The sequence below is a fragment of the Acinetobacter corruptisaponis genome (assembly GCF_030053775.1).
Classification (GTDB): Bacteria; Pseudomonadota; Gammaproteobacteria; order Pseudomonadales; family Moraxellaceae; genus Acinetobacter; species Acinetobacter corruptisaponis.
The window spans coordinates 1562629-1587928 of record NZ_CP125669.1; the positions used below are offsets into that span (position 1 = coordinate 1562629).

Annotated in this window: 22 protein-coding genes; 11 read left to right on the top strand and 11 right to left on the bottom strand. The window is 42.2% G+C overall.

The annotated features are described in order from the left end of the window. Position 1: 1 nt before the first annotated feature. Entirely contained in the window at positions 2–2140 is a 2139-nt protein-coding gene (locus QLH32_RS07460; RefSeq protein WP_283268932.1) for a TonB-dependent receptor family protein, read from the bottom strand. A 208-nt stretch (positions 2141–2348) separates the two neighbouring features. Between QLH32_RS07460 and mutM the strand changes: the two genes are divergently transcribed. Further along, positions 2349–3167 (top strand): bifunctional DNA-formamidopyrimidine glycosylase/DNA-(apurinic or apyrimidinic site) lyase, encoded by an 819-nt coding sequence (mutM, locus tag QLH32_RS07465; RefSeq protein ID WP_283268933.1) that lies wholly within the window; start codon positions 2349–2351, stop codon positions 3165–3167. 32 nt (positions 3168–3199) lie between these two features. Beyond that, positions 3200–3490 carry a peptidylprolyl isomerase gene (locus QLH32_RS07470; RefSeq protein ID WP_279959331.1) on the top strand — a complete coding sequence of 97 codons (291 nt, stop codon included), beginning with the start codon at positions 3200–3202 and terminating at the stop codon, positions 3488–3490. Between the two features lie 28 nt (positions 3491–3518). On the opposite strand, the gene QLH32_RS07475 is transcribed toward QLH32_RS07470, so the two are convergent. Next, entirely contained in the window at positions 3519–3851 is a 333-nt protein-coding gene (locus QLH32_RS07475) for a gamma-glutamylcyclotransferase family protein (protein WP_283268936.1), read from the bottom strand. A gap of 169 nt (positions 3852–4020) precedes the next feature. Between QLH32_RS07475 and QLH32_RS07480 the strand changes: the two genes are divergently transcribed. Then, positions 4021–4701, top strand: a complete 681-nt coding sequence (locus QLH32_RS07480) for a hypothetical protein (RefSeq protein WP_283268938.1) — start codon at positions 4021–4023, stop codon at positions 4699–4701. Positions 4702–4761: 60 nt separating this feature from the next. Here the strand turns inward: QLH32_RS07480 and mscL are convergent, their stop codons facing one another. Both mscL and typA read right to left on the bottom strand, forming a co-directional pair. Then, positions 4762–5193, bottom strand: coding sequence for a large conductance mechanosensitive channel protein MscL (gene mscL / locus QLH32_RS07485; protein WP_267982095.1), 432 nt, complete (start codon positions 5191–5193; stop codon positions 4762–4764). Positions 5194–5436: 243 nt separating this feature from the next. Next, complete coding sequence (typA, locus tag QLH32_RS07490) at positions 5437–7272, bottom strand: translational GTPase TypA (RefSeq protein ID WP_267982096.1); 1836 nt, start codon at positions 7270–7272, stop codon at positions 5437–5439. A 177-nt stretch (positions 7273–7449) separates the two neighbouring features. On the opposite strand from typA, the gene QLH32_RS07495 reads away from it, so the two are divergent. From QLH32_RS07495 to QLH32_RS07515, 5 genes are all read left to right on the top strand, one after another. After that, complete coding sequence (locus tag QLH32_RS07495; protein ID WP_283268939.1) at positions 7450–8808, top strand: uracil-xanthine permease family protein; 1359 nt, start codon at positions 7450–7452, stop codon at positions 8806–8808. 61 nt (positions 8809–8869) lie between these two features. Further along, on the top strand, positions 8870–9886 hold the full coding sequence (locus QLH32_RS07500; RefSeq protein ID WP_283268940.1) for a methyltransferase: 1017 nt from the start codon (positions 8870–8872) through the stop codon (positions 9884–9886). An 18-nt stretch (positions 9887–9904) separates the two neighbouring features. Beyond that, positions 9905–11362, top strand: a complete 1458-nt coding sequence (locus QLH32_RS07505) for an amino acid permease (protein ID WP_283268941.1) — start codon at positions 9905–9907, stop codon at positions 11360–11362. 255 nt (positions 11363–11617) lie between these two features. After that, on the top strand, positions 11618–12823 hold the full coding sequence (locus QLH32_RS07510; protein WP_283268942.1) for an RtcB family protein: 1206 nt from the start codon (positions 11618–11620) through the stop codon (positions 12821–12823). Positions 12824–12827: 4 nt separating this feature from the next. Continuing rightward, positions 12828–12989 carry a hypothetical protein gene (locus QLH32_RS07515; RefSeq protein ID WP_283268943.1) on the top strand — a complete coding sequence of 54 codons (162 nt, stop codon included), beginning with the start codon at positions 12828–12830 and terminating at the stop codon, positions 12987–12989. Between the two features lie 48 nt (positions 12990–13037). On the opposite strand, the gene omp38 (QLH32_RS07520) is transcribed toward QLH32_RS07515, so the two are convergent. Both omp38 (QLH32_RS07520) and omp38 (QLH32_RS07525) read right to left on the bottom strand, forming a co-directional pair. Further along, a complete protein-coding gene (gene omp38, locus QLH32_RS07520; protein WP_283268944.1) occupies positions 13038–14141 on the bottom strand; it encodes an outer membrane protein Omp38 in 1104 nt (367 codons plus the stop codon). Positions 14142–14601: 460 nt separating this feature from the next. Then, the gene (omp38, locus tag QLH32_RS07525; RefSeq protein ID WP_283268945.1) at positions 14602–15654 is read right to left on the bottom strand and encodes an outer membrane protein Omp38; all 1053 of its coding nucleotides are present in this window, start codon (positions 15652–15654) and stop codon (positions 14602–14604) included. Positions 15655–16043: 389 nt separating this feature from the next. On the opposite strand from omp38 (QLH32_RS07525), the gene QLH32_RS07530 reads away from it, so the two are divergent. The 3 genes from QLH32_RS07530 (at position 16044) to QLH32_RS07540 (ending at position 18423) form a co-directional block, all read left to right on the top strand. Next, positions 16044–16559 carry a GspH/FimT family pseudopilin gene (locus QLH32_RS07530; protein ID WP_283268947.1) on the top strand — a complete coding sequence of 172 codons (516 nt, stop codon included), beginning with the start codon at positions 16044–16046 and terminating at the stop codon, positions 16557–16559. A 113-nt stretch (positions 16560–16672) separates the two neighbouring features. Next, a complete protein-coding gene (locus QLH32_RS07535) occupies positions 16673–17848 on the top strand; it encodes a thiolase family protein (protein ID WP_283268948.1) in 1176 nt (391 codons plus the stop codon). 131 nt (positions 17849–17979) lie between these two features. Beyond that, positions 17980–18423, top strand: coding sequence for a VOC family protein (locus QLH32_RS07540; RefSeq protein WP_283268949.1), 444 nt, complete (start codon positions 17980–17982; stop codon positions 18421–18423). Between the two features lie 44 nt (positions 18424–18467). On the opposite strand, the gene QLH32_RS07545 is transcribed toward QLH32_RS07540, so the two are convergent. The 5 genes from QLH32_RS07545 to QLH32_RS07565 form a co-directional block, all read right to left on the bottom strand. Then, positions 18468–18821, bottom strand: a complete 354-nt coding sequence (locus QLH32_RS07545) for a DMT family transporter (protein ID WP_267981908.1) — start codon at positions 18819–18821, stop codon at positions 18468–18470. A gap of 79 nt (positions 18822–18900) precedes the next feature. Further along, positions 18901–19386, bottom strand: a complete 486-nt coding sequence (locus QLH32_RS07550; RefSeq protein ID WP_283268951.1) for a DUF934 domain-containing protein — start codon at positions 19384–19386, stop codon at positions 18901–18903. Beyond that, positions 19379–21022 (bottom strand): nitrite/sulfite reductase, encoded by a 1644-nt coding sequence (locus QLH32_RS07555; RefSeq protein ID WP_283268952.1) that lies wholly within the window; start codon positions 21020–21022, stop codon positions 19379–19381. Before QLH32_RS07555 ends, QLH32_RS07550 begins: the two co-directional genes overlap by 8 nt. Before the next feature lie 172 nt (positions 21023–21194). Then, complete coding sequence (locus QLH32_RS07560; protein ID WP_283268953.1) at positions 21195–23597, bottom strand: glucose/quinate/shikimate family membrane-bound PQQ-dependent dehydrogenase; 2403 nt, start codon at positions 23595–23597, stop codon at positions 21195–21197. A 141-nt stretch (positions 23598–23738) separates the two neighbouring features. Beyond that, positions 23739–24977 carry a carbohydrate porin gene (locus tag QLH32_RS07565; protein WP_283268954.1) on the bottom strand — a complete coding sequence of 413 codons (1239 nt, stop codon included), beginning with the start codon at positions 24975–24977 and terminating at the stop codon, positions 23739–23741. Between the last annotated feature and the right edge of the window lie 323 nt (positions 24978–25300).

Consider the following 25300-nt stretch of genomic DNA (forward strand, 5'->3'; position numbering starts at 1 on the left):
ATTAAAACTGCTTGCTGACTCTCATTCCCACACTTAGGTTACGCCCATCAGCAGGCTCAAAAAATCGACTGTTCCCTTCATTAACAATGACTGAACCAATATAGTTTTTATCGAACAGGTTATCTATCCGAACAAAACCATTGACACTCCAATCGACATATTTCCTTACATAACCCGTATAAACAGAGGCAATGGTATAGCTTGCTGCTGAATCACTATTGATGTCATTCACATAGACTTTATCCATATAGTGGGTATCAACACCAGCATAAAAACCCAGTTCAGGCTGCCATGTAACTCCAATAAAAGCTTGATTTTTAGCAATTCCTGGAATGAGATTGTTTGCTGGAATTTCTGCAACATTTCCTAATTTCGGAACTTTCGTATCAAACTTTGCATCTAAATACGCATAGCTCGTATTGATGCTCAAATCTTTCCATAATTTTTTATTCCAGCTTAACTCTGCACCTTTGCGTAAGGTTTTATTAGCATTACGGTAGGTTGCACGTCCACCCATATTTTCTGCTGCAACAATGTCATCTTGAGTGTCGATATAAAAAGTAGCGAGGTTAAAATCACCACATCTATTTGAAGATTTTAGGCCAACTTCATAGTTATCACTTTTGGATGGCTTTAAATCTAAAGTACTTGCTCCACCACCCTGTGCAGGGTATGCCATTTCAGTGAACGTTGGTGTTTCAAAACCTTTGGTATAACTGGCATAGACCAAAGTCAGTGGAACAATCTGCCAACTTAAAGCGACAGATGGCAAAATTTCTTCATAGGTCGTTTTACCGCTATTATCACCATTTAGACCAACGATATAACGATCTTTGGATTTGTAATGTACGTTACTGTAGCGCACTCCCGTATCTAAACGCATTTTTGGTAGGAATGACCATGATGCTTGTAGATAAGGATCAACATTCCATAAAGTATTTCGCTCATCTCGGCGCAAAGCACCCACAATCCCTTTATCACCCTGATCATTAAAATTTTGGAAACCCTGTCGATCTTCATTCATGGCGTCTATAGAAACACCAGCAGTAAATTGGGTTTTGGGAAGTAAATCCTTACCCGTCCATCGAAAATCAGTTCCATAGTAGTCACGTTTAAAATCAATCACCCCACCCGCCTGATAAGGTGTATTGGGATTTTTTTGAACCATATCAGGAATAGATTGATATTGAATGACTTGCCGCTGTCCGACATAAGCCATGGCATAAAGTTCATTTTGATCATTGATTGGCTTTGACCATGTCACACCAGTCTGGGTCTGGTCAATTTTTTTACGCGCATTATAATCCATGACATTTTTTGCAACTTGTTTGGGATTGTTCTCCCACTCTGCTCGAGTTAGGCCACCTGGATCAGCAGCATCAATATTGACGTAATTAGTGACCCAGTTAATCTTGCTGCCATCATCCAGATTCCATGTCAGTTTGGCATTATTTAAGGTTTTATTGGCACCGCTATGGTCACGGAAACCATCAGTATCAAAATAAGACGAACTAATGATATAACTCGGCTCATTTTGCTTGTCCGTCCCTCCTTGTAGTATCAAACCTGCACGATTTTTATGATGACTGCCCCCAGCATAACTCATTTCAATAGAATCTTTACCTTGCCCTTCTTTGGTCGTTGCCAGAATTGCGCCACCCGATGAGTTTCCGTACAGGGAAGAAAATGGCCCAGTTAAAATTTCAAGATGATCGAGGCTGCTCAGGTCAATATTAGAAGTCTGCCCCTGCCCATCAGGCATGGTTGCAGGAATACCATCGGTATATAAACGGATTCCCCTCACCCCAAAAGTAGAACGGGCACCAAAACCACGCATTGAGAGTTGTAAATCCTGCGCGTAGTTCTCTCGGTTGCGCAACTGAACACTTGGAATCCCTTTGACCAGTTCAGTCAAGTTGACTTGGGCAAATTGATCTGCTTTAGGGCTTTCAATACGGAAAATTGAAGCTGGTGTTTCCATATAGGTGGTATTGGTACGGGTTGCCTCGACTTTAATTGGGATAAGTTGCTGTATTGGCTGTGTCTCTATATCAACTTTAGCAGCCCATACCAAGGAGCTATTCAACCCCATACTTACCGCAACACAACCGTATAAAAAATTCAGTTTAATTAAAGGCATAGAAATTCCTTATGGACCTAAAATATAAGAAAGCAATTTTCAAAGACAAGCATGGATTATTTTAATATTGATCTTATCTCATTGGGATTCAATAAAATGATCAAAAACTAGTATTTATCAACCTTAGCAAATAAAATTAAAGGTCGATATTATTGTAAGTAAAACATTTGCCCTCATTGTATTGTTGTTGAAACAACTTGAGCACATCATGCCCGAACTTCCAGAAGTTGAAACCACCAAGACGAGTTTACTGCCTTTACTCGACCAAAGTGTTTTAGCAGTTAAAGTATTAAATGCAAGCTTACGCTGGAAAATTCCTGATGATATTCAGAAATTGGTTGGGCAGCGTTTAACAATGCTTTCACGCCGCTCCAAATATATTCTGGCTGAATTTGAACAGGATCAAATGCTTTGGCATTTAGGCATGTCAGGTAGTTTTCGCTTGTGCCAACCCAGTGACGAATTGCGGAAACATGATCATTTAATTATTGATTTTGAAGATATTCAACTGCGCTATCATGATCCACGTCGTTTTGGTTGTATTCTTTGGCTAGATCAGGACAAACAGTCCAAGCTTATTGACACGCTTGGTCCAGAACCTTTAAGTGAAGATTTTAATGCGACTTATTTGTTAGAAAAGCTAAATAAGAAGAATGTAGGTATTAAAATTGCGCTTATGGATAATCATGTGGTGGTAGGTGTTGGTAATATTTACGCAACTGAAAGTCTATTCAATATTGGAGTTCATCCTGCACAACCTGCTTCAACTTTAACCCAGGCACAAGTTGAAAAGTTGGTGATTGAGGTCAAGCGCATCCTAAAACAAGCGATTGATCTTGGCGGTTCAACTTTACGTGACTATAGTAATGCGATGGGCGAAAATGGTTATTTCCAACAAACGCTGCTTGCTTATGGTCGTGCAGGTGAAATGTGTGTCAACTGCGAAACCACGCTGGAGAATTTAAAGTTGGGACAACGCGCCAGTGTGTTCTGCCCACAGTGCCAACCCTTAAATAAGAAAGCTTAGATATTTCAATGCTGGCTCAAGGAGAGTGATTTATGCAGACTGCAATTGTTCGGCATATTCTGGTCAAGGATAAAGACTTGGCAGAACAACTGAAAAAGCGGATTCATTCTGGCGCGGACTTTGCGAAAATCGCCAAGCAATATTCAACATGCAACTCAGCAAAACGCGGTGGTGAACTCGGTGAAGTGAAAAAAGGGCAGCTTGTTCCTGTGATCGACAAACTGGTCTTTACTGCCGCGGAGAGGGTCTTACACGGTCCAATTAAAAGCCAATTTGGCTTTCATCTGGTTGAAATTAAATTCCGTATGGAGGGTTTTCACTAAAGCTTTTCTTTTACCGTGAATGATTGTTCTATATCTGCTCATTCATGACATAAGTCCATGCTTGTACAATCTCACCAGAATTCAGAATGGTTTTAACTTGTACTCTTTTATATTGCACCCCCTCAAAGTCATCCAGCATTTGCCAGTTTTGTTCTAATTTTTCAGTGCTAAACAAATAACCTTCAACCAATGGATCTTTATTACTCAGAATAATTGCGGGTAAACCCTTATCTGGACCCCAATCTAAAATATGAACCGTTCCACGTACATAAGCTTTCTGCCAATCTCCACCGATTCTACCCAAAATATGTGCATTTTCCCGATTTGGGCATAAAGTACCGTAAACAAAGAGCTGATTCATTGAGGATTCCGACAAAAATAGTACGTCACAAAATGACGCTTACAATCAAATAAAGTCATTTTGGATACTACACAGTAATTTTTATTCTTGCTATATTCAAAGCACAAAATAACTTTAATCAAAGCTATTTTTATAATAATCATCATTTTAAAGTTTAAGGGAAAATATCATGGGGACTTATAGCCGTTATCGTTTAGGCATTGTAAGAGATGAGTATCTTTCAGTTCGAGAAAAACAAAAGATCATTCAACAACTGTTTGATGATTGTGATATTGATCCACACAAAGAAATGGCGAGAGCGATTAGTTTAGACGGTCAGACCGAACAAGAAGCCAAATGGTATAATGCGGATGAACATTTAATCGCATTTAGTCAAAAATATCCTGATCTACGTTTTATTTTAGGTATCTCTGATTGGGATGATGAATATGGACAAGATGAATATTTTACGCTCTTTCATCAAGGACAAGCCATACGTGATCAACGCAGATTTATGGGTGAACCTTTAACGTTTGGCGATCTTGAACTAAATGAATGGTCTGTATTCCGTTCTCAAGAAGCAATCTTATTTCAAGATCAAACTGATTTCTTAGAGAAAATCATTCAACAACAACATGATAATCAAACTACAATCATTATTCCATTTAAAAAATGTGAAGATATGGATGAAATCGAAATAGTTTTAAATGACTATTCGATTTTCTCAGATACAAAGGCGATTTTTAAAGAGGTAGAAACATTATTTCCTGACTTAAAAGGTATTCGTACAGCATTAAAAGTCAACTTTCCATCTGAGCAGTATCCACTCTTTCTAGAAGCTGCTGAACGTTATATTTTTGAAATGAGGTAATTTAATATTTACAGCATTGAAAAACGGTGCAATCAAGCACCGTTTTTTATTCAAAACCATTTAACCCTGTTTTTTCAATTCATCACGGATTTCACGTAACAATTGAATATCTTCTGGCGTTGCTACTGGTTCAGGAGCGACTTCTTCTTGTTTACGAATACGGTTCATCACTTTCACCAACAAGAACACAACCCAGGCTAACAGCAAGAAGTTAATCAAGATCGTCAGGAAGCTACCATAGGCAAATACATTAAGTCCTGCATCTTGAGCTGCTTTCAGCGTGGTAATGTTATTTGGGTTATCTCCCAATACCAAGAACCAATTGGTATAGTCCACTTCCCCACCCAGGATCCATGAGATCACAGGCATGATGATATCCTTGACCAGTGAATCGATGATTTTACCAAAAGCGCCACCAATGATGACACCTATCGCTAAATCCATCATGTTGCCCTTAATGGCAAACTCTTTAAATTCTTTAATAATACTCATCTATAACTCTCCAGAGTTGACATGATCGCACCTACTTTTGCATTGTTTATTACATAGGCATAGTTATTCATCATAATGTTGATAATTTAATATTATTCTGAAAAAAATAAAGTTATTTCACACTTTAACAACATATTTTATTTTAATAAAAATATGAACTTAAGCATGAGGTATTCATTTATTTTATATAATAAAAAACCGCTAAACAGAATTAGCGGTTTTTTCTTTTTCAGTTAAGAAAAATTATTTATCACGGTTACGCTTACGTTCGTTTTCAGTCAAGTAACGCTTACGAATACGAATTGATTTTGGTGTTACTTCAACTAGCTCATCATCTTCAATGAATTCAAGCGCTTGTTCAAGCGTATATTCCATTGCAGGTGTTAAAGTCAATGCTTCATCAGTACCAGATGCACGGACATTGGTGAGCTGTTTCGCTTTAGTTGGGTTAACAACCATATCGTCTGAACGGGAGTTAATACCGATGATCATGCCTTCATATACTTCAAGCTGTGGTTTAGCAAATAAACGACCACGGTCTTGAAGTGTAAATAATGCATAGCCCAAGCAGGTCCCTTGAACCATAGAGATCAACACACCGTTTTGACGCTTCGCCACAGTACCTGCTTTTGCTGGACCGTAATGTGAGAAGCTTGATGTCATAATCCCTGTACCAGAAGTCATGGTTAAGAATTCAGAACGGAAACCAATCAAACCACGTGAAGGAACAGTAGCTTCAATACGGATACGGCCTTTACCGTCAACTTCCATATTGGTCATCTCACCTTTACGGAAGCCCATTTGTTCCATTACAGAACCTTGGTGTTGTTCTTCAACGTCAAACGTTACATTTTCAAATGGCTCTTGTCTTTCGCCATCAATTTCTTTCATGATGACTTGTGGACGAGAAACACCCATCTCGAAGCCTTCACGACGCATGTTTTCAATCAATACTGAAAGGTGAAGTTCACCACGACCAGAAACCTTGAAACGGTCTGGACTATCAGTATCTTCAACACGAAGTGCTACGTTGTGAATCAATTCACGGTCAAGACGTTCACGAATATTACGTGAAGTCACGAACTTACCTTCTTTACCCGCAAATGGTGAGTTGTTCACCTGGAATGTCATCGAAACTGTAGGTTCATCTACAGACAATGGTGGTAAAGCTTCAACATTTTTCGGATCACAAATCGTGTCAGAAATATTGAGTGCATCAATACCTGTAATACAGATGATATCGCCTGCTGATGCAGATTCAACATCAACACGCTCTAAACCGTGGTAACCCATAATTTTAAGGATACGACCATTACGTGTCTTACCTTCTTTATCAATTACAGTGACTTGCGTATTCAATTTCACTGAACCACGTTGAATACGACCAACACCGATAACACCAACGAAGCTGTTATAGTCAAGTGATGAAATCTGCATCTGGAATGGACCATCAACATCAACGGCTGGTGGTTCAACGATATCGACAATGGTTTGGAACAATGGTGTCATATCATCAGCTAGTTCCTCTGGTGATGGACCTGCAACACCACGAAGACCTGAAGCATAAACGATTGGGAAATCCAATTGCTCATCAGTTGCACCCAAGTTATCAAACAAATCAAATACCTGATCAATAACCCAATCACAACGAGCACTTGGCTTGTCAACTTTGTTAATAATCACGATTGGCTTCAAACCACGTGCGAACGCTTTTTGCGTTACGAAACGAGTTTGCGGCATAGGCCCTTCTTGAGAGTCAACAAGAAGCAATACGCAGTCAACCATCGACATTACACGTTCCACTTCACCACCGAAGTCGGCGTGTCCTGGGGTGTCAACGATGTTGATGCGATATTCGGTGTTGGTACGTGCATCTAACCATTTGATTGCAGTGTTTTTTGCAAGAATAGTAATACCACGTTCAGACTCAAGCGCGTTAGAATCCATAACACGTTCAATCTCGCCTGCGCGATCGCCAAGAGCACCTGATTGTTGTAAAAGTTTGTCTACAAGAGTCGTTTTACCATGATCGACGTGCGCAATAATGGCAATGTTACGGAGAGTTTTAATATCTGACATGTAAAATTCGATACGCTTTAAATTTGAGGGCAAATTATACAGAAGAATCCTAAACTTTAGTAGTGACAGTTTATTGACAGAGTGCTTTTTTTCTGACGAAACGTTACAGAATCGTTGGTAAAGTAGGCCAACTCTATTAGAATATTCCACTAATGCTTATCGCTTTTTTATACTCCCATGTCGAATTCCCAACCCCAGCAACCGCTTGATCTGGTCTATGGACTAAATGATCAACCGAAACCTTTTGTTGCATTTTTAGCCGCATTACAGCATCTTTTGGCAATCCTGGTGCCTATCGTAACCCCAGGTTTATTGATCTGTCTGGCACTTGGCGTGTCCCGCGAAGACACCAACATGATCCTGTCCATGTCATTGATTATTTCAGGGATTGCGACCTTTTTACAGTGCAAAAAAGTTGGACCATTTGGTGCAGGATTGCTGATTGTCCAAGGTACCAGCTTTAATTTTATTGGCCCCATCATTGGGATTGGCAGTGCCATGGTTGCAGCAGGCACACCAGTTGAACAGGTGATGGCAGCCATTTTTGGCGTGGTGATTGCGGGTTCATTCATTGAAATGGGTGTCTCCAGAATTCTACCCTGGGTTAAAAAGCTGATTACCCCACTTGTGACAGGCATTGTGGTTCTGCTGATTGGCTTAACCTTGATTAAAGAGGGTTTGATCAGCATGGGCGGTGGTTATACTGCGATGCAGGACAATACCTTTGCCAATGCAGATAACCTCATCATGTCCTGTACCGTGCTGGGAATTATTATTCTACTCAATCGTATCCGTATAATTTGGGTGAAAAGTTCAGCAATTTTAATTGCTTTGGTCATTGGTTATATCCTTGCTGGATTTATGGGACATTTAAACTTTTCTGTGTTACAGGATGCGCCACTGATCCAGATTCCAACCCCAATGCATTTTGGATTAAGCTTTTCATGGAGCCTGTTTATTCCAATGGCATTTATCTATTTGGTCACTTCACTGGAAGCGATTGGTGATGTCACCGCCACCAGTAAAATTTCCAATCAGCCTGTTGATGGTCCAATTTGGATGCAACGAATTAAGGGTGGTGTATTGGTCAATGGTGCGAACTCATTTCTGGCGGGTATTTTCAATACATTCCCAAGTTCTGTGTTTGCTCAAAACAACGGTGTCATTCAACTGACAGGTGTGGCAAGCCGTTATGTCGGGATCTGGATTGCCATCCTGCTGGTTATTTTAGGTCTGTTCCCTGCTGTTGCGGCGGTAATTCAAGCTGTACCTCAAGCTGTGCTTGGTGGTGCGGTGATGGTGATGTTCGGTGCTGTTGCTGCGTCTGGAATCAATATCCTTGCCAGCATCCAGCTAGACCGCCGCGCATTATTGATTATTGCCATTTCCCTTGCACTGGGTTTAGGTGTGGCACAAGTGCCGCAGATTCTGGAGCACCTACCTGAACTATTTAAAAACATCTTTAGTTCAGGCGTGGCAACAGGTGGACTGGCAGCCTTGATTTTAAATATTGTTTTACCTGAAACGCACAAATAACCATCTGGCAATCGCACTGCCCAGTTTTACTACTGGGCTTTGTTTTTGATGAGAGATCAAAATGGATCCACGTAGTGAAGTTGTTTTACGACAACAGGATTATTTAAATGGGCAAGTGCTATTGATCAATGCCCCAAATGATCAGCTTGCCAAGAATTTACCTAGCCAAGTTCCAGCCTCTGTCTGGACCTGGAATTATGCCGACCATCAAGCTTTTCTCAATGTAGGAATCAACTCACATTTTTCAGTTGAATTTCCTCAGGCAAGCTTTGATCAGGTGATTATTTTTGTACCTAAATCAAAAGAGTTGCTGAATTATATTCTGCATGTGGTGACCAGCTATTTAACACAGGGACAGTCTGTTTTCCTTGTCGGTGAGAAAAAGGGCGGTGTGGAACGTGCTGCCAAACAATTGCAGCAATACGGTAAAACCCTGAAACTTGACAGCGCACGTCATTGTCAACTTTGGCAGATGATCATCGAAAAAACTGGGCAATTAAAGCCACTTGAACATTGGATTAAAAGCTATAGCATTCAGGTTGGACAAGACCAGCTAGAAATCACTGCCCTACCTGGTGTATTTAGCCAGGACCATTTAGATGTCGGTACAGCCGTATTATTGCCTTACCTGAATCAAATAAAATCAGGCAAGATTGCCGACTTCGGTTGCGGTGCGGGTGTGATCAGTGCTTATCTATCCAAACTTAATCCAAACCAACAAATTTTTGCACTGGATGTTGATGCATTTGCATTACGCTCAACTGAACTGACCTTTCAACAAAACGGTTTAAATTTAACCCAGCTTCACCTTCAGCCTGTCACAGGTTTTGCCGATGCGCCCAAAGAGCTGGATACCATTGTCAGCAATCCGCCTTTCCATCAGGGTATCCAGACCAATTACCATGCCAGTGAAGCACTGTGCCAGCTTGCCAAATCTCACCTGAATAGCTCAGGCGAGCTATGGATTGTCGCCAATCGATTCCTGAACTATCCGCCACTGATTGAGCAAAGCTTTGGTCAATGTACAGTTAAAGCGGATCAACAAGGATTCAAAGTGTTATATGCCTGTGCAAAATAAACAGTTTAAGGAATTTTTATGAGCGATACATCTGCTCCCCAACATCTCCAGCGTAAGCTTGGGGCACGCCACCTCAATATGATTGCCATTGGCGGTTCAATTGGCACAGGCTTATTCCTTGCTTCGGGTTCTACCATTGCCACCGCAGGTCCAGGTGGTGCGTTATTGGCATACGCCCTAATCGGGATCATGATTTATTTCCTGATGACCAGTCTGGGAGAGCTTGCCACCCATAACCCAAGCTCTGGTGCATTCTTTACCTATGGCAGCCGCTATGTTGAAGAGGGTTTTGGCTTCGCACTGGGCTGGAACTACTGGTATAACTGGGCAATTACTGTCGCTTTTGAATTGGTTGCAGTACAGTTCATTATGAAATTCTGGTTTCCTGAGATTGCAGGTTTTTACTGGAGCGCAATTTTCCTTGCCGTGATTTTTGGCATTAATGCCATGACGGTCAAAGGCTTTGGTGAAAGCGAATTCTGGTTTTCCATGATTAAAGTGGTTGCGATTATCGTCTTTATCATCATTGGGATTGCCATGATTGTAAAAATCATGCTTACACCTGATGTATCGGTATGGAGCAACTGGACCAAGGGGGATGCGCCTTTTGTGGGTGGCCTACAAGCTTTGGTCGGAGTCGCCATGATTGCGGGATTCTCTTTTCAGGGCACTGAAATGGTGGGTGTTGCCGCAGGTGAATCCAAAGATCCAAAGAAAACCATTCCATTGGCCATCAAACAGATTTTCTGGCGCATCCTGCTGTTCTATATCCTGTGTATTTTTATCATTGGTACATTGGTCAGCTATGACAATCCACTGTTGCTACATGCAGCCGAAAGTGAAAATATTGCCCTTTCACCCTTTACCTTACTGTATGAAAAAGCAGGCTTGGCCTTTGCCGCAGGCTTAATGAATGCAGTAATTCTGAGTGCGATTTTATCTGCGGGTAACTCTGGGATGTACTCCTCTACCCGCATGCTGTTTGATATGGCAAAAGAGGGGCGTGCGCCAAAATGGTTCTCCAAACTGGATACTCGTGGCGTTCCCATGAATGCCTTGTATGCAACCACAGCCGTTGCGGCCCTCTGTTTCCTGACCACTTTTATTGGCGAGCAACAGGTATTTAACTGGTTGCTGAATATGTCAGGCATGTGCGGATTTATCGTCTGGCTCGGCATTGCCATTTCACATTACCGTTTCCGCAAAGGCTATACAGCACAGGGCTATAAAGTCGAAGACCTTGCCTACCGTGCCAAGTTTTTCCCATTCGCACCGTGGTTTGCTTTTATTCTGTGTTCAATCATTATCTTAGGTCAAAATTATCAGGCCGTTCTGGGTGGCAAAATTGACTGGTTAGGCTTACTGTCAACCTATATCAGCATTCCATTATTCCTGATCATTTGGTTAGGCTATAAATGGAAACATAAAACCAAACTGATTGCCTACCAAGACATGAATGTGAAAGAGGGCGAATAAAAAACCATTTTTTACTTGACCATTATGAAAATATGGGTAGAATTCACGCTCATATTTTCAACGGCACTATTTTATAGGAGGACAACATCATGCCATTACTACAAGGAACAACTTACTAAGGTTTGGCACGTTGTCGTCTCACGGACAAGTGACAAATCTGCTGATCACTTGTCCGAATGCTTTATTAGACCTGGCATTCGCTAGGTTTTTTTATGCCTATTCGGACAGAAAAATTAAAATGACCGAGATAAGAAAATGGGCATACAAAAAATTCTCAATGCCGAAGCACACTATGGCGTTCCAGTGAAAATATTCACCAACGACATTGATAGCGACAGCATTGAACAACTTAAAAAAATGGCACAACTGCAATTTATTTATTCACATATTGCGGTGATGCCAGACGTGCATGTGGGTAAAGGGGCAACCGTTGGCAGCGTGATTCCAACCCAACATGCGATTATTCCTGCGGCGGTGGGTGTTGATATTGGTTGTGGCATGAATGCAGTTCGACTCAACCTCAAAGCATCCCAATTACCAGACAATCTTGCACCTTTACGCCATGCAATTGAACGCAAGGTTCCTGTCGGCTTTGAATTGCACAAGCAAATCAAAGCCAAGGCTTCCAGCATTATTCCATTGGAAAAACGCTTGCAGCCGATCATTCAAAAACATCCAGGCTTGGTTCGGATGCTGCGAAAGTTTGATGCAACCTGGCAAAAACAACTCGGTACTTTAGGTGGTGGCAACCATTTTATTGAGCTATGTCTGGATGAAAATCAGGATGTCTGGATCATGCTGCATTCAGGTAGTCGTGGCTTGGGTAATGTGATTGGCACCTATTTTATCGAACTGGCAAAGAAAGAAGCACAGCACCGTTTTGGGCATGTCCCTGACAAGGATTTAAGCTACTTTGCCGAGGGGTCGGCCAATTTTAATGATTATGTTGAAGCAGTGGAATGGGCACAAAACTATGCTTTTGAGAATCGTCGGGAAATGATGCGACTGATTCTGGAAGCCATTCGCCCGCTTCTACCGCCCTTTCAAATGACCAAAGAAGCGATTAATTGCCATCATAACTATGTCAGTCGGGAAAATCACTTTGGTGAAGACCTACTGATTACCCGTAAAGGCGCTATTCGGGCAGGTCAGGATGAACTCGGTATCATCCCAGGTTCAATGGGCGCTTGCTCTTACATTGTAAAAGGCAAGGCAAATCCTGAATCATTCTGCTCTTGTTCGCACGGTGCAGGACGAAAAATGAGCCGCAACAAAGCGAAACTCTTGTTTAGTCAGGATGATTTGATTCAGCAAACCCAAGGCATTGAATGCCGTAAAGATGCAGGTGTGATTGATGAAATTCCGAGTGCATACAAAGACATTGATCAAGTCATGGCAAACCAGTCTGACCTGATTGAAATTATACATACACTCAAACAAATTTTATGTATTAAAGGTTAACACGATGAAACTAAAAGATATGCCAAAAATTAAGGCTCGCAATCCTGTTGCACTCTCTCCCTTACTTCACAAGGGAGGTATTCATGAAAGCGAAAAACCGAAAGCTCAACATCGTAAAGAACGTAAAAACACCAAAAAGTTTTTAAACAAAACTGATTGGCTCTAATAAAAAAGCGGCTCAATTGAGCCGCCCTTTCATATCATCAAGACTCAATTACTGAGCTTGTTGACCTGGTTGTACAACAACAGTACGGCTACCAGTGATCGCAGCGAATACGCGACGGTTCATAGCACGACCTTCTTTAGTCTTGTTGTCTGCAATCGGTTGATCCCAAGCGAAACCTTGAGTAGACAAACGAGATGCATCAACATTGTATTCATTCACAAGTGAAGATTTAACAGAATTAGCACGAGCCAGAGACAAACGCTCGTTCAACTTACGTGGACCAGTGTTGTCTGTATGACCTTCAATACGGGCAGTTGCATTCGGGAATTCACCCAATTTCTCTGCCACTTTCGCAATTTCAGACTTGTACTGCGGCTTGATGTCTGACTTGTTGGTATCAAAGAATACACGAAGCTCCATGTTAAGGTCTTCAGTCATCTCTTGTGGCTGTGGCTGAACAGGTACTGGTGTAGGTTCAACTGGAGCAACCTCTACCACTGGTGCAGCTGGACGCAAATGACCACCTACAACGACTTGAAGAGCAGCCATAGCCTGGCCTTCCCACCAACTGTTATCAAAGTTATAAGTTGCACGACCTTCAGTACGAAGTGTTAAGGCATCGTTCAATTCCCACAACACACCACCACCTAGGTTACCAATCGTGTCGTAAGAACGGCGGTCTAAACCTGGGTTATCAACCGTAATTTTTGAATAACCAGCACCAGCCAAAACATATGGCTTGATTTTGCTGTTATAGTTACCAGTCAATACATCAGCTGTTGCAATTAAATTACCGCTTAAAGTCTGATGTTTTGCATCCCATGGCTGACCATTTTCAGTAGCGCTTTCTTTACGGCCAGCATCAGCTTTGGTTTGTTGGTACTCAACCTCAGCCTGCAACCATGGCGTCAATTCAACACCAATTGCAGCACCTACAAGTAAATCACTTTGTAAAGCGATACCAGAACCATTCCCACCAGTCCAGCCAAGGCCGTTTGGATCACGATCAGTTAAAGTATCACGCATTTTGTCTTGGGTATCTTCTGGATACCAGTGATAACCAAGCATTAAAGGGGTAATTGTGACACCTGCATTTGCAGCAACAAAAGGTGCTACAGCCAGCATAGCAAGTACAATACGACTCATTTTCATGGATATCCTCCAAAGATAAAAAATATTTAAGCTTGCTCTAGTAATTTTTTGAACACTGATAAGTCTTGTTCTACTTTCAGCCATTCATTGCACGTTGAATCATACAAACACTTGATCAATTTTCCAAGCATTTAGCAATATTTAGCCCTCGATTATCGAAAAATACTTATCCCCCACTTAAGATAGCAGCTAAGTAAATTTTCATATAACGTTGTTCTAGCGCATGAAGTTTATCATTTTTTAATCAAGGTTTTAATCACATATCAAAAACTTTTCAATAAGACTAAACAATTCCAACATTTCTTTCAAATATAGAACAAGATTTTTTCACCTCGTTCTGTTAATGAGTCAATTATGTAAATTTTAAAAACAATAAATATTTAACCTCACAATTATAAATAATCTTAGAAATAAAAAAAGCGACTCAGTTGAGCCGCCTTTTCATATCACCAAGATTCAATTACTGAGCCTGTTGACCAGGTTGTACAAGAACAGTACGGCTACCAGTAATCGCAGCAAATACGCGACGGTTCATGGCACGACCTTCTTTAGTCTTGTTGTCAGCAATCGGTTGATCCCAGGCAAAGCCCTGAGTTGTCAAGCGAGATGCATTTACGTTGTATTCATTAACAAGTGCAGACTTAACAGAGTTAGCACGAGCCAGAGACAAACGTTCGTTCAACTTACGTGGACCTGTGTTGTCTGTGTGACCTTCAATGCGAGCAGTCGCATTCGGGTATTCAGACAATTTCTCTGCCACTTTAGCAATTTCAGACTTGTACTGAGGCTTGATGTCTGACTTGTTGGTATCAAAGAATACACGAAGTTCCATATTAAGGTCTTCAGTCAACTCTTGTGGCTGTGGCTGAACAGGTACTGGTACTGGTTCAACAGGAGCAACTTCCACCACTGGTGCAGCAGGTTTCAAGTGACCACCAAGAACAACGTTTAAACCAGCAAGTGCTGTATAGTTCCAGAAGTCTTCATCAATATTATAAGTACTACGTGCTTCAGTACGAAGAGACAAGGCATCATTTAAACGCCAGAATACACCTAAACCAGCATTACCCAATGTACCTTCTTCTTTCAAACCGCGACCAGCACGACCAACTGTATCATCGAATGTATATTTATAGTGACCTGCACCTAATAATACATATGGCTTGATTTTGCTGTCATAGTTTTTAGTGAACAAATCTGTGGTAGCGTAGAAGTTACCGTTAATTTGTTGTTGTTTGTATTCAGCGTTAGGAGTAGCGCCGTCCACATCACCTTTAACCTGGTTGTATTCAGCCTCAAAACCTAACCAAGGCGTTAATTCAATACCAAGCGCAGCACCAACAAATAGATCATCCTGAAGCTCAGGACCGTTTGTTAGATGATCACCACCATTATTATGTGCAGTGCTTTGCATTGTGTAACCGAGTAATAATGGAGTAACTGTTACACCCGCATTAGCAGCAGCTAAAGGGGCAGCAACAAGCATAGCAAGTGCAATACGACTCAATTTCATGGATATCCTCCAGAGATAACATTTGTTTGTTGTTAAGCTTAGCCTATAATTTTTGACCACTCATAAGCACCAAGACTTACAGTGTTATTTTTAAGCTATTCACTTAACTTTGAATCATACAAACACTTGATTAATTTTCCAAGTGCTTGATAACTTTAACCTAGTAAATTATTGACAAAATTTCTTACAATTTCCGTTGTAGTTCAGTAAATTTTCAATTCACATATAAAGTTGAAATCGATTATCGTTCGCAAGTTTTTATTTATTCGCTACATAGCATTTCTATTTAGATAATGACCTCAATATAGATTAGTGCATTATTTAATTTAAAAAACATAATTTAACACTTTGTTATTTATATATTTAAACAAAAACTAACTGGGTTTCACATGAAAAGAACATTAGGTTTTACCTTAACCGAAATAGTGGTGACTACGACTGTTTTATCCATCATAGTCGCTTTCGCAATTCCAGCATTTCACCATTTACTAGCTTCTTGGGAATCAAGTCATAGTATTAGAATACTCACAATGAACATACAAAAGGCAAAGACTGATGCACAAATTTACCATAAAAATGTGATCATTTGCCCAAGTCAGGATTTAGAGAGTTGTCATAATGACTGGAATAAGGGTTTTATTAGCTTTATAGATAGCAATAAGAATAGACAACGTGATAATGGCGAAACCTTGTTATTTGCCAGCACACTTAATCATAAATATGGTTCACTCAGCTATAGAGGCTTTGGTTCTTCACCTCGATATATTGTCTTTCAGCAGGAAAATGGCTTGCCTTTCGCTTCAAATGGTAGCTTTATTTATTGTTCCAATTCACTGGATTATCATTCAAAACTGGTCATTGGTCGGATGGGACATCCTCGATTTGAGAAAACACCCACCTGCTAAAAAAACTCTTCAGTCTAGGCTAGGCGACATAAAACACTTTATTCACTGTTTTTTTTTACTATACTGCATAGGTTTTGAACATTCTCTGCAAATTATAAGTCTGGAGACACACAATGACTGACATCGTAATTGTCAATGGCGCTCGTACAGCAATGGGCGGCTTCCAAGGTGCATTATCAACTGCAACTGCACCAGAACTGGGTGCAATCACAATTAAAGAAGCAATTGCCCGTGCTGGTCTACAGCCAACTGATGTAGAAGAAGTCATCATGGGTTGTGTGTTACCAGCAGGCCTAAAGCAGGGCCCTGCCCGTCAGGCAATGCGTAAGGCAGGTTTACCTGACTCTACAGGTGCTGTGACGATTAACAAGCTGTGTGGCTCTGGTATGAAAGCGGTTATGCAGGCAGCTGACATGATCAAGGCAGGCAGTGCTGAAATCGTGGTTGCAGGTGGTATGGAATCCATGACCAATGCACCTTATGTGTTGCCAAAGGCACGTGCGGGTTACCGTATGGGTCATGGGGAAATTAAGGACCATATGTTCCTTGATGGACTTGAAGATGCTGAAACTGGTCGCTTAATGGGTTCGTTTGCCCAGGATATGGCAAATACGCGTGGTTATACCCGTGAGCAAATGGATGATTTTGCCATTCGTTCTTTACAACGTGCGCAAAAGGCCATTACTGAAGGTTACTTTAAAGATGAAATCGTTGCTGTAACCGTCTCTAGCCGTAAAGGTGATGTGGTTGTTGACCAAGATGAACAGCCTTTAAATGCCAAGCTGGATAAAATCCCAGGCTTAAAACCAGCTTTTGCCAAAGATGGCACCATTACTGCGGCGAATGCCAGTTCGATCTCTGACGGCGCGTCTGCACTTGTACTTACCAACAGTGATGTGGCTACTCAACGTGGCTTACAACCTTTGGCAAAAATCGTTGCAACAGCATCAAACTCTCAACACCCATCTGAATTTACCATTGCACCTGTAGGTGCGATTCAGAAAGTCTTGAACAAAGCAGGCTGGGATGCGCAAGATGTTGACCTTTGGGAAATCAATGAAGCATTTGCCATGGTCACCATGTGCCCAATTGATGATTTCAAACTAGATGCAGAAAAAGTCAATATCAATGGTGGTGCCTGTGCTCTTGGACACCCAGTTGGTTCTACAGGTTCCCGTATCATTTTGACCCTGATTCATGCACTTAAACGTACGGGTGGCAAGAAAGGCGTTGCTGCGCTGTGCATTGGCGGTGGTGAGGCGACCGCTGTTGCGATTGAATTGATCTAAATATCATTCTTTTCTATAAAAATCCTGCTTGATGCAGGATTTTTTATTTTCATACTTACAAAAAATAATGCACCCCATCTAAAAATCCCGATAAGTTATGCTGTGTATAAAAAAACAACAAGGAGATACCAATGCAACTCAACCATTATCTAAATTTTAAAGGACAGGCCGAACAGGCATTCATTTTTTACCAGTCTGTGTTTGGCGGTGAATTTGCCATGATTAGCCGCTATGGAGACATGCCACCAACTGAGGAAGTTATACTGTCTGAAGCGGATAAAAGTTTAATCCTGCACGTTTCCTTACCGATCAATGAATTTACGGTCCTTATGGGATCAGATGTCAACGATCAGTTTTGTGCACCAAATAATGTGTTTACGCTGGGAAATAACCATTATATTTCGATTAATCTTGAATATGATGAAATGGAAGCACGACGTTTATTTAACCAGCTTTCAGTACATGGCCATATTGAAATGCAACTGGAAAAAACTTTCTGGGGTGCACTCTACGGTGCATTTACCGATCAGTTCGGGATAAAATGGATGGTCAATTGTCAGCTTGAAAGCATATAAATAACAGAATAAAGACTTCATCGAAATAATTTTTTGATGAAGTTCTAAACATCAATATTTGAATATTGTGCAATAATCATTAAGCCCATGGTAATAAAACCAATTCCAATCCATCCTGCCAAATCAATGTGCTGCCCTAGAAATACCTTTGCCAACGCGGCTGTCGCGATTACCCCAATTCCCGACCAGAGTACATAGAGAATACCCGCCTGCATATATTTCAAGGCGATGGCAGCACAAGTAAAAGAAACGATATAGAGAACCAAAGCGATGCCCTGATCAAGCTTATTGACCAGTCCATTGCCTTTGGCTGAATAAAAAGTGGAAAGCACATCAGTTGCAATGGCGAATAACAGCCAAATTACCCCAGGATTTATTTTTGAAATCAGTGTCAACATTGTTGTTCTTCAATTTATTGGATTCAATCATCATCAATAAAAAAGCTGAACCGTAGTTCAGCTTTTGCTTTCAGGATACTTACGCACCTGTTTGATAACTGGCTTGTGGCACTGCGGTTGAAGCCTGATAAGGATGGGTAAAATCCTTAAGTCCAGCAGCCGCTTCGTGAATGTCCTTGCCCTCTTTGACAACAAAGGTATCAAAGCCAGAACGTTTCAAATAATTTAAAACATCCTTAAACACATCACCCACTGCACGTAATTCACCCTGATAGCCCTGACGGCGTAATAACGCAGCAAAAGAATAGCCACGACCATCACCAAAACCAGCAAACTCAATGAAGATTGCATCCAGTTCATTTAATGGAAATTGATGGGTTTCAGGTGAATCATTGACCGTGATATATAAAGCCTTTTTACCTTGTACCAGTGTCAACTGATCAAGCTGTGCAGTAGTCAGCACCACATCACCTTGAGGAATCACACCATCTTCAGCAATCACTTGATAGCTATTGTCTGCAATTGTGCCATCTTTAGAAAGCACTTGTAGCGATGTATTAAGCATAAGCACGCTCCTTAAATGGCTGGATGCCAACACGGCGGTAAGTGTCGATGAAACGCTCACCCTCAGTACGCAAGTCAAGGTAGGTATTGAGGATTTCTTCAATCACATCAGGAACGGCATCCGCAGCAAACGATGGCCCCAGGATATCACCTAAAGAGGCATCATGATCAGCATGACCGCCCAAAGTGATCTGGTAGAACTCAGCACCTTTCTTATCGACACCCAAAATACCGATGTTACCAACATGGTGATGACCACAGGCATTCATACAGCCTGAAATATTCAGGTCAAGTTCGCCCAAGTTATAAATGGTATCTAAATCTTCAAAACGACGACTAATCGCTTCTGAAATTGGAATGGATTTCGCATTAGCCAATGAACAGAAATCACCGCCTGGGCAGCAAATAATATCGGTAATAAAGCCGATATGCGCGCGTGCCATGTTGTAATGTTCAAGTGTTTGCCATAATTCAAACAAGTCTTTTTGTGGCACATCCACCAAGGAAATGTTTTGTTCGTGTGTGGTACGGAACTCACCAAAGGTGTATTTATCTGCCAAGTCAGCAATCAAATTCATTTCTTCAGTAGTAACGTCACCAGGAGCAACGCCTGCACGTTTTAGTGAAATCGTGACGATACGATAGCCTTTGACTTTATGTGCATTGGTGTTGACGTTAAACCATTGTTTGAATTTTGGATGTTCAGCAAACAGTGCTGAAAAATCCTGATCTTCCAAATCCTGATAGTTGAATGGTGTAAATTCTTCATCCAGCTTTTTCAGGATTTCAGGCTGAATCTTTAACGCTTCACGTGTGTATTCAAATTCAGCCTCAACTTTTTCAGCAAACACGGCAGGCGTTAAGGCTTTTACTAAAATTTTGATACGGGCTTTATATTTATTATCACGACGGCCATGCAAGTTATAGACACGTAAAGTTGCTTCAAGATAAGCAATTAAATCTTCACGTGGTAAAAATTCACGGATCACACTACCAATGATTGGTGTACGGCCCAAGCCACCACCAACCATGATTTTATAGCCCATTTCGCCCGCTTCATTGCGCACGATATACACACCGATATCATGGAACGCTGTTGCGGCACGGTCTTTTTCTTCCAAAGCAGACACGGCGATCTTGAACTTACGTGGCAGGAATGCAAATTCAGGGTGGAACGTACTCCACTGACGAATCAATTCGCAGGTTGGACGTGGGTCTGCCACCTCACCTGCCACCACACCTGCAAACTGGTCAGTGGTGGTATTACGGATACAGTTACCAGAGGTTTGAACTGCATGCATTTGCACAGTTGCCAGTTCAGCCAGGATATCTGGTACATTTTCCAATGCAGGCCAGTTCAACTGAATGTTTTGGCGGGTAGATACATGAGCATAGCCACGGTCATATTCAGTGGCAATCTCAGCAATTTTTCTGAGTTGTTTGGTATTCATCAAGCCATACGGCACAGCGATACGGAGCATCGGCGCATAACGTTGCACGTACAAACCATTTTGCAAACGTAATGGACGATATTCGTCTTCGGTCAGTTTTCCTGCTAAATAGCGTTCTGTTTGATCACGGAACTGGGCAACACGTTGGTTGATCAGTTGTTGATCGAAATCCGTATATAAATACATGGCGTATGGCTAGTCATTCATTATAAAGGCGGATAGCATAACGAGCTTTTATTCATCAACAAAATGCTTTTTTTGCATATTTAATAACGGTTTTATTGATAAGCCTGTCTTAAACCACAAAAAGAAAAAGCCCAGACGAATCTGGGCTTTTCAACATCATGCCTAAATGAAACTATTTCTTATCTGGCAATGCATAGGCAACCACATAATCACCCATTTTGGTGCCGAATGAACCATGTCCACCCGCCATAATCACCACATATTGCTTGCCATTGATTTCATAGGTCATTGGAGTCGCCTGTCCACCCGCAGGTAGACGTGCTTCCCATAACTTGTCACCATTGGTCACATTAAATGCGCGGATGTAGTTATCCTGGGTTGCTCCCACAAACATCACATTCCCCGCAGTTGAGATCGAGCCACCCAATCCTGGTACACCAATTTTCACTGGTGGCAATTGGAATAGATTTGGCAAGCTGTCACGGATGGTACCAATCCGTTTTTTCCAGACCACCTGATGCGTTTTTAAATCCACCCCAGCGACAAAGCCCCAGCTCGGCTGTTTACATGGCAATCCAAATGGCGACAGGAATGGACTGATCTCCACCCCATAAGGTACGCCATACATTGGCTGTACACCTTGCTCCGTCCCCGCACCCTTGGCAGTTTGTGGACGGTTTGGATCGGCAGGAATTAAACGGCTGACAAATGGCAAGCCAATCGGGTTCATTACAGCGACCTGACGGTCCGCATTCACCGACATACCGCCCCATTCAAACACACCGAGGTTACCAGGGAATACCAGAGTACCATTTTCAGATGGCGGCGTATAAATGCCATCGTAGTTCAGGCGTTTGAATTTCACACGACACATCAACTGGTCAAACATGGTGGCGCCCCACATATCCTTGTCCGTCAATTTGTCTTTCGGTGCCAGATTCAAGTCAGAAAATGGCTGGGTTGCTGAGTAGTGTTCACCCTTGGTTTGAGGACCCCATTTCACAGTTTGAGGCACTGGTCTTTCATTAATCGGCACAATCGCCTGACCTGTACGACGATCCAACACAAAGGCATTCCCTGTTTTGGTCAGTACATAAATCGCTGGAACGGTCTGGCCTGATTTGTCCTGTACATCTGCCAAAGATGGCTGGGATGGTACATCCATATCCCACAAGTCATGATGGGTGGTCTGGAAATGCCACACCAGCTTACCTGTGCTGGCATTGATCGCCAGCATCGAGTTGGCATAACGCTCTTTCAACTCAGTACGGTCCCCGCCCCAGATATCAGGTGTACCCACACCTGTTGGTACATAGACAATGTCCAGTTTTGGATCATAAGCCAGTGGTGCCCATGCATTCGGAGAGTTATTGACAAAGGTGGTATCCTGACCTGGCATGGCATTGGGATCGGCTGCACCTGTATCAAACACCCACAATAATTTGCCCGTGTTCACGTCATAGCCACGAATCACGCCAGATGGCTCTTTATTAGAATAGTTGTCGGTGACAGAACCCGCAATCACCACGGTTGTACCAGAAACCACACCTGGTGAAGTCGGGTTATAACCACCTGGATAGGCGTAAGGCATAAATTCCTGTAGGTTCACTTCGCCATTCTGGCCGAAATCAGAACAAGCCTTACCTGTATCTGCATTCACCGCCACTAAACGGCCATCATTAACAGGTACAAAGACTTTACGAGGACATTCAGTAGAGGCCGATTTCTTGGTCTGCAAGCTGGTGGCAAACTCAGTGGTATTGGCCGCATCGTAGTACATCACCCCACGACAGGTTAAATGCTGGAACGTTTTATCGGTTTTGAGTTTTGGATCAAAACGCCATTTTTCCTTGCCTGTGGCAGGGTCGATGGCAATTAAATGTTGGTGTGGCGTACACATAAACATATTGTTGCCAATCTTGATGGGGGTGACCTGATTGGTGGTTTCACCTGAATCATTATCCGTTCTGAAATCACCTGTACGGAATGTCCACGCCACTTTCAGGTCTTTGACGTTTTTGTCATTAATCTGGGTCAGTGGCGAATAACGCTCACCGCCCTGACTACGCCCGTATGCAGGCCAATCTTCAGGAGCAACCCCATCCACCGCTTTTGCCTGTGCAGGTTGTGGGGTTTGAATCACTCCGTTGATTTCCTGTGGATCATTAAAGATTGAGTACACCATCACCACAATCGCAATCGCCAGCGTAGATGACAGTGCCACCTTGCTTGAGGTCAGGTTATCAATGCCTCGTGTGACCGCAGGAATCAGCAACCACAATCCCAGAATCCCTAAAATATCAAGCCGTGGTGCGAGTGCCCAGAAATCGGTGCCGACTTCCCAGACACCCCAAATAATGCTGCCCAGCATCAGCAGGGCATATATCCATAATGGGCCTGAGGCACGTTTATAAAGTTGTACTGCCACCACCAGCAACAGCACACCTGCAATCACATAATAAAAAGACCCACCAATTGCTGCGAGCCAGATACCGCCAATGAGCAGGAATAGTGCAATGACAGTAAGGATAATAACCGTCAAAGTTCTAAGCCCAGATTTTGCAGATTGATTCATATGATCACCTTGCATCTTTTGTATTTAGAGATCAATGAGGCGAATGATCAATCCGCTTCATCGTCGAGTTCAAATTACAAGGGCAATGTTGCAGATGCCGTCCAGTGACCTGACTCCATCTGCAACATTGCCAGTGTAGAATTAGAAAATTGTCTGGAATTTGATTCCACCCACCCAGGTCTTGTCGCCATCTTTGAGCGCACCGACATGATGGACATATTGAATATTTGGTCGAACTGTCAGCCAGTTGGTCGCATGAATGCCGTAGTACAATTCGGTATTGTATTCTTCATCGAGTAAGGGATTGACCTTGTCATTGGCATGAATACGAGCCACACCCAACGCCAGCTCGTCCTGTGGACGCTGGGCGAGCAAGCCCTTATAACTCACCCCGATATTTTGCATATCTTTGACTGAGTTAGTTTTTGAATCATGTACAGTGATATTGACAAAACCAGTCAAACCGCGATCTGACTGACCATCCCCTGTAAGCTGTTGTTTGGCAGTCAACCAGCCGCCCTGTTTGTGTCCAGTCTTGGCAGGATTGGCAATTTCTGCTGCATCAGCCGTGCTGTAGTAATAGCCAACACGGTATTCACCTGAAAGGGCCTGTGATCCTAATTTAGGTGTCCATACCAACTCTGCGGGGATAATTGCGCCTTTTGAGCCATCAGTGCTGAGATAGAAACCCTTACCACGCTGCAAATTGTCAGGGTTATATTCATAAGCCCCGATTTGTGTATATAGGTCTGGCTGGAGATTGTATTTAACCCGCAATGCCCACTGGCTGACAGGCCAGTTATACCATTGGTCACCGACCCAGTTACCCACTTGTGAACCACATAAGGCCAGATTCTGGAAATCACAGTTAAAACTGTTGAAATCCTCACCCTCACCAAAACGCCCGACTTTAATATCTAAAGCTTGATCTAAAAATTTCTTCTTGATCCATAAATCAGTTAAGCGCCAGGTTTGACCACGCCCCCAGACTTCCTGAGCAGAACTTAAATGCCCCTGTAGGCCATCTGCGGTTTGGGAAAGCGATTGTCCATCACGATAAGTCACGGTGACCTGGGCTTCGGTATCTTGCCAACCCAGAATTTTATTGAGGTTGAAGTGTGTGCCTAAAGCCAGTTGTCCTGTATATTCACTGCCGTGGCTGGAATGCTGTTTGGAATCCAGAACCCCTGCAAATTCACCTGTATAATCCGCAGAGAAGTTGTAACCCTGTTCTTGCAACGCAGTGCGTTGACCGTTCCAATCCCCAAACAGCCATTGACCATTCGGGTCAAATGCTGAGGCTGCCTGAGTGTATTGGCTAAAAAGACTCAATGATAGAACGGATAAACAAGAAACAACCCATGATTGAGAGATTATCATGTTTACGTAACCTTTTATGTTTTTGTTATAAAAGGTTACGCTGATTTTGAACGGATTGATTTATTCAAAATGTTAAGGATATGTACAGTATTTTAACAGTTAGGGTCTGTTGACATTTCACCTTGCGAGCTTTCAGCTCTCATTGCGACAGAGGACATTTTTTAGACGATACAAGGCATGACTTATGAAATTTAGCTATTCTAAATGAATAAGGCATAACGCAGTAGCGGCAAAAAATGTCCCTGTCCCAAAGGGTTATGGCTAAAACTGCCCCAAACTGCGTTATGAAACTTGACAATGGTCTCGCCATTGCCTGCGTTTCA

What these genes read in the sequence shown, in the direction of transcription:
- QLH32_RS07460 (WP_283268932.1), bottom strand. Translation starts at nt 2,140, where the DNA reads ATGCCTTTAATTAAACTGAATTTTTTATACGGTTGTGTTGCGGTAAGT.
- mutM (WP_283268933.1), top strand. Translation starts at nt 2,349, where the DNA reads ATGCCCGAACTTCCAGAAGTTGAAACCACCAAGACGAGTTTACTGCCT.
- QLH32_RS07470 (WP_279959331.1), top strand. Translation starts at nt 3,200, where the DNA reads ATGCAGACTGCAATTGTTCGGCATATTCTGGTCAAGGATAAAGACTTG.
- QLH32_RS07475 (WP_283268936.1), bottom strand. Translation starts at nt 3,851, where the DNA reads ATGAATCAGCTCTTTGTTTACGGTACTTTATGCCCAAATCGGGAAAAT.
- QLH32_RS07480 (WP_283268938.1), top strand. Translation starts at nt 4,021, where the DNA reads ATGGGGACTTATAGCCGTTATCGTTTAGGCATTGTAAGAGATGAGTAT.
- mscL (WP_267982095.1), bottom strand. Translation starts at nt 5,193, where the DNA reads ATGAGTATTATTAAAGAATTTAAAGAGTTTGCCATTAAGGGCAACATG.
- typA (WP_267982096.1), bottom strand. Translation starts at nt 7,272, where the DNA reads ATGTCAGATATTAAAACTCTCCGTAACATTGCCATTATTGCGCACGTC.
- QLH32_RS07495 (WP_283268939.1), top strand. Translation starts at nt 7,450, where the DNA reads ATGTCGAATTCCCAACCCCAGCAACCGCTTGATCTGGTCTATGGACTA.
- QLH32_RS07500 (WP_283268940.1), top strand. Translation starts at nt 8,870, where the DNA reads ATGGATCCACGTAGTGAAGTTGTTTTACGACAACAGGATTATTTAAAT.
- QLH32_RS07505 (WP_283268941.1), top strand. Translation starts at nt 9,905, where the DNA reads ATGAGCGATACATCTGCTCCCCAACATCTCCAGCGTAAGCTTGGGGCA.
- QLH32_RS07510 (WP_283268942.1), top strand. Translation starts at nt 11,618, where the DNA reads ATGGGCATACAAAAAATTCTCAATGCCGAAGCACACTATGGCGTTCCA.
- QLH32_RS07515 (WP_283268943.1), top strand. Translation starts at nt 12,828, where the DNA reads ATGAAACTAAAAGATATGCCAAAAATTAAGGCTCGCAATCCTGTTGCA.
- omp38 (WP_283268944.1), bottom strand. Translation starts at nt 14,141, where the DNA reads ATGAAAATGAGTCGTATTGTACTTGCTATGCTGGCTGTAGCACCTTTT.
- omp38 (WP_283268945.1), bottom strand. Translation starts at nt 15,654, where the DNA reads ATGAAATTGAGTCGTATTGCACTTGCTATGCTTGTTGCTGCCCCTTTA.
- QLH32_RS07530 (WP_283268947.1), top strand. Translation starts at nt 16,044, where the DNA reads ATGAAAAGAACATTAGGTTTTACCTTAACCGAAATAGTGGTGACTACG.
- QLH32_RS07535 (WP_283268948.1), top strand. Translation starts at nt 16,673, where the DNA reads ATGACTGACATCGTAATTGTCAATGGCGCTCGTACAGCAATGGGCGGC.
- QLH32_RS07540 (WP_283268949.1), top strand. Translation starts at nt 17,980, where the DNA reads ATGCAACTCAACCATTATCTAAATTTTAAAGGACAGGCCGAACAGGCA.
- QLH32_RS07545 (WP_267981908.1), bottom strand. Translation starts at nt 18,821, where the DNA reads ATGTTGACACTGATTTCAAAAATAAATCCTGGGGTAATTTGGCTGTTA.
- QLH32_RS07550 (WP_283268951.1), bottom strand. Translation starts at nt 19,386, where the DNA reads ATGCTTAATACATCGCTACAAGTGCTTTCTAAAGATGGCACAATTGCA.
- QLH32_RS07555 (WP_283268952.1), bottom strand. Translation starts at nt 21,022, where the DNA reads ATGTATTTATATACGGATTTCGATCAACAACTGATCAACCAACGTGTT.
- QLH32_RS07560 (WP_283268953.1), bottom strand. Translation starts at nt 23,597, where the DNA reads ATGAATCAATCTGCAAAATCTGGGCTTAGAACTTTGACGGTTATTATC.
- QLH32_RS07565 (WP_283268954.1), bottom strand. Translation starts at nt 24,977, where the DNA reads ATGATAATCTCTCAATCATGGGTTGTTTCTTGTTTATCCGTTCTATCA.